At 44.4% G+C, this 4,660-nt stretch carries 3 protein-coding genes; all 3 read right to left on the reverse strand.

The features are described 5' to 3' along the window. Nucleotides 1–884: 884 nt before the first annotated feature. Nucleotides 885–2,420 carry a bifunctional phosphoribosylaminoimidazolecarboxamide formyltransferase/IMP cyclohydrolase gene (gene purH / locus ACE1AQ_RS11740; protein ID WP_106908976.1) on the reverse strand — a complete coding sequence of 512 codons (1,536 nt, stop codon included), beginning with the start codon at nt 2,418–2,420 and terminating at the stop codon, nt 885–887. Nucleotides 2,421–2,835: 415 nt separating this feature from the next. Further along, nucleotides 2,836–3,549, reverse strand: coding sequence for a polysaccharide deacetylase family protein (locus tag ACE1AQ_RS11745; RefSeq protein WP_008196651.1), 714 nt, complete (start codon nt 3,547–3,549; stop codon nt 2,836–2,838). 423 nt (nt 3,550–3,972) lie between these two features. After that, the coding region (locus ACE1AQ_RS11750) for a bluetail domain-containing putative surface protein (RefSeq protein WP_374808468.1) at nt 3,973–4,660 on the reverse strand (688 nt) is incomplete at its 5' end.

Raw genomic sequence — 4,660 nt, forward strand, 5'->3', positions numbered from 1 at the left:
TGAAGGGGTCAATTACCTAATTTTCAGGGAAAAAGTCCCTGAATTTTCCCCCCGATCACTCCCATATCTGGTACTTTTTGATTTACAAAAACTCTAAAAGTCTTAACCCACAAGGGTTTTACCATTATTCAGCAAGCCCTACTTATCATCCATCTACAACTACATATCACAAAACTCCCCTCAATATGCTCAAAGACTGGTTGAAAAATTGACCAGACGATCAGAACAGAACGCTAATTTTCACTTTTCGGGTCGTCTTGTTCTGGAGTTGGAAACTGAGCAGATTCGAGAAGTTATCGAGGTTCTTATCGCATAATTTATTATATCAAGCCTGAGCAAATCGATGTTATTGCGGTACTCCATGCCGCCTGAAACATTGAACATCCACAAGACTAACGATAATCCAAGACCATTGGGGGAGTAAATTAATGGCAGCGGTGAAGATTACCAAAAATGGCAATAAAGAACCACAAAGGCACAAAGAACACAAAGACTTTATCACTCATAACTTTCTAGCAGGAAGTCCTATTATCAAATAATTAGGGTTTGCTGAAAAAGTTTGGTTCTTCAGTTTGTCTGATGCAACGGACAGGATTATAAGAGATGAAACCCTTATAGAAAAAGATATTTGGCGATTTTTGTCAATTGTTTTTGCTCTAGAGCTAACTAATCAATTAAATCTCTCGCCAGATAAGGATTTAGTCAATTTATTCCCCCCTATCGAACCATACCAATTAACTAAGAGCCTATTTTCTTTGTTTCCAAAAAGCAGGTCATCATCGCACTTTTGGCAAATTTAAGACTATTGAGTCAGGCAAATTAACCGATAATTAATACAAAGTTGGGGTGGGTTAATTTAAGCAACAACACACCCTAACTTTGTATTAATGCAAGAAATGACGAATGCCTGTTAAGACCATAATTAAACCTAACTCATTAGCGGCATTAATCGAATCCTGATCTTTTAAAGAACCTCCTGGTTGAACAATTGCCTCGATGCCAAACTGGGCCGCCGTGCGAATAGTATCATCAAAGGGGAAAAAGCCGTCACTAGCTAAATAGCCACCTTTGGCCGCTTCCCCTGCTTGTTCAAGGGCAATTTTCGCCGAACCAACGCGATTCATTTGCCCTGCACCAACCCCTAAAGTAGTTTTATTTTTTGTCACCACAATAGCGTTAGATTTAACGTGCTTAGATACTTTCCAAGCAAACAGTAATTCCGCTAATTGTGCGGCAGTGGGTTGTTTTTCTGTCACCACGCGCCACTCCTCTGGGGTTTCTACTACATCATCGGCCGCTTGTACTAGAAAACCGCCGGCGATAACTTTTACTGTTTGTTTTTCTCCCGTGGTTAAGTCCGGCAGCAATAAAATCCGCACTTTTGACTTTTTAGCGAGGATATCCCGGGCTTCGGGGCTACAATCGGGGGCAACCACGCATTCTAGGAAGGTTTTCGTTAATTCTTTAGCGGTTGCTTCATCTATGGCTTGATTTAGGGCAACAATACCCCCAAAAGCCGAGATAGCATCGGCGTTAAAAGCTTTAGTATAAGCTTCCACTAAACTATCACCGATCGCCACCCCACAGGGATTAGTGTGTTTCAGGATAGCGGCGGCTGGTTCTTCACTGCCGAATTCGGCGATTAAACGGCGGGCTGCTTCCAAATCGACTAAATTGTTATAACTTAGTTCTTTTCCCTGTAATAAGGTCGCTTTTCCCCAACCGTGAGCCATCGTACCGCTGCCGTACCAAGTGGCACTTTGGTGAGGATTTTCGCCGTAACGCAGGGTTTGCAGGGCATTTCCGGCCAAATGAAAGCGAGTCGTTTCCCCGTTTAAGCTGGCGAAATAGGCAGCGATCGCACCATCGTAGGCATTGGTTAAAGCGAAGGTTTCCCCCGCCATTTTTTGGCGAAATTCTAGGGAGATTTCGCCGTTATTTTGCCGTAATTGGCTTAAATACTGCTCGTAATACTTGGGGTTACTGATGACAGTCAAATGGGCGAAATTTTTAGCCGAGGCGCGTAACATCGCCGGACCACCGATATCGATTTGTTCGATCGCCTGAGCGGTGGTGACACCAGGATTAGCGATCGTCTGTTCAAAGGGATAGAGATTAACCACCACCAAATCAAAAGGACGAATTTGATTAGCCTCCATTTCCGCTAAATCTGACTGCCAATCCCGTCTAGCCAAAATACCGCCATGGATGCGAGGATGGAGAGTTTTTACCCTTCCGCCCAAGATTTCAGGAGATCCTGTGTATTCTCCCACTTTAATCACGGGAATTCCCGCCGATTGGAGCGTTTTTGCGGTTCCTCCACTGCTAATAATTTCAAAATCAAACTCTTCTGTTAGCTGACGGGCAAAGTCAACTATTCCGGTTTTGTCAGTCACGCTGATCAGAGCTAAACGTCCCATGGTAGTGATCTATAAGCAATAATTTCAGTATATCTCAGCCCTAACACCTTAAAAATTAAAAAAAGTAGGTTAGTAAATAATCAGCTGCTTCTATATTTTCCTCTCTCAAATATCAACTTATGCCAAGGCAATTTTTAAAGTCCTCCCAGAAAGATTTGGTCTGACTTGTTAAAAAAATACAGGATTGTTCGGGGTCAACAAGTCCCTCTAGATTGATAAAAACCCCTCAGCAAAACTCATCGCCCAATCTTGTCAGATTCCCATCATCTTTTTTTTGTCTTTAATGCCGAGAAAATCAGCTAATAAGTAGTCGGACATAAATTCTGTTGTCTATCTTATAGAAATGTAAATTGCCGGAATTCTTACTGACGACTGACTCCTTACCCTACAGTTAACTTTACTTTTGTTCAACTACTTAACGTTTGTGATCAACTAATTGGCTGAGAGTCACCACCTGATAACCTTGATCGTGTAATTTCCCTAATAAATTCTTCAGCACGAGCGCCGTATTTTCATCTCTTTCGGGGGAGCCACCGTGAAGCACTAAAATCGCCCCGGGGAAAATAAATTGCGAGATATACCAAGTGGTAAATTGAGGGTGATTCGTTGCTTTTCCGGTATCTAAAGGAATCATGGAAGCGAGGGCAAATCGGGACTCATAGCCTGGAAATGTCCCCAAAAACGAGCGCATAGATTGATTATAGAAGGCTTGACCGGGACGATACCAGCGCAGCTCTTGACCTGCAAGACGACTTAAAATATCGTTAGCTTCCCGAAACTGACTGGCAAAAGCGTCGGCAGCCAGTTGACTGGTACGCAGATCCTGGGTGCCGTGATTAGCGATTTCGTGACCTTGGGCGATTAGGCTCTCAATCAAGGTGGAGTTCGGTTGTAGGTGTCCCGTGATCAGAAAAAAAGTCGCCTTGACAGCAGTTGCTGGGCTGGCTTTTTCTCGATTATGATCGGCGATCGCCGCTAAAATGCGATCGGTGGATTTTCCTTCCAGATCGTTGGGAGTGGGTAGATCATCGATAGTAAGGGCGATAATTTTCTCTCCTGTCGGTTGATAGAAAATTGCCCCGGGGAAAAGTCGAGCGACGATCGAGATAATTAATTTGGCAATGCTCATTCATACTAAATCCGTTGAGTATAGGCTACATATCAGGAGAGGCAAGGGGCAAAAGGATCTATAGATAATCAGTTTTTAATAACCAGATTTAGCATGAGAAGAGAAGTAAAGATTAGCGACTACAGGCCAAAGATTATTGATGCAGGAGATATTTACGCATTTTATTCAGTTTCTGCATCAGCGACAAAACTGAGGATAGCGACTGCGGGTAAAAATAGGGTAGTGGTCATGATCGCCGCAGCTAATCCCAGACGCTGATGACAACTACCAAACCGGTGAGCCTTTTCTCCTCAAGCCGAGCGATCGGATGCTGGTAGCTTGAAAGCTGAGATAATCCAGATAAAAACCCTATGAACATTTGAAAGACCCCCAACAGTAGGAGAAGAGTCTCCTACTGCCTGCAAACTTAAATGATCTCTCAATCTAGATCACTACCACTGGTGTGGCGACAGCAATGTCGTAATCACTCAGTTGAATGATTGCATCACTAGCGGCTTGGAAACCGGCCACTCCATTATTGAGAGCGATAAAAGTACCACTTTGACCTGTCACTTTAAAAGCCGCCGCCGTGTTAGCAGCAAAGGCCGCATTAGTCAAGACCAACTGAATCGCCGCTGCGGTTAAAGAACTAGCTGTCCCTTTCGATGCGGTCAAAGTGATGGCCGCAATAGACCCAGGGGCATTAATGCTATCAAGACTGGCACCTGTGCCATTGTAGCCTTGAATAACATCAAAGCCACTCAGCAGCGACTCACCGAGAGAATTGTAATTCAAAGTATCCAATCCATCGCTTCCCGTCAGAATATCTTTGCCAAGACCGCCTGTCAGGCTATCATTACCGGCCGCACCGGTGAGGGAATTGGCCAGACTATTGCCCACAATGGTGTCGTTGAGGCTACCACCAATGACATTTTCAAAGGCAGTGGCACTAGCTAGGGTGAGAGTGAGATTTCCGGCGGTGACGGTTTGAGCGGCGGTACTGCCAAGATTGAGGTTGATGGTTTTAGTTGTAGTCGCCGCAAAGTTGAGGGTATCGATTCCAGAGGCATCTATCAGGCGATCGCCACCCAAGACCAGAGCCGTGTCGAAGAGGTAAGTGTCGTTATCAGCC

Origin of the sequence: Microcystis sp. BLCC-F209 (genome assembly GCF_041928595.1) — a bacterium.
In the GTDB taxonomy this organism is placed as follows: Bacteria; Cyanobacteriota; Cyanobacteriia; order Cyanobacteriales; family Microcystaceae; genus Microcystis.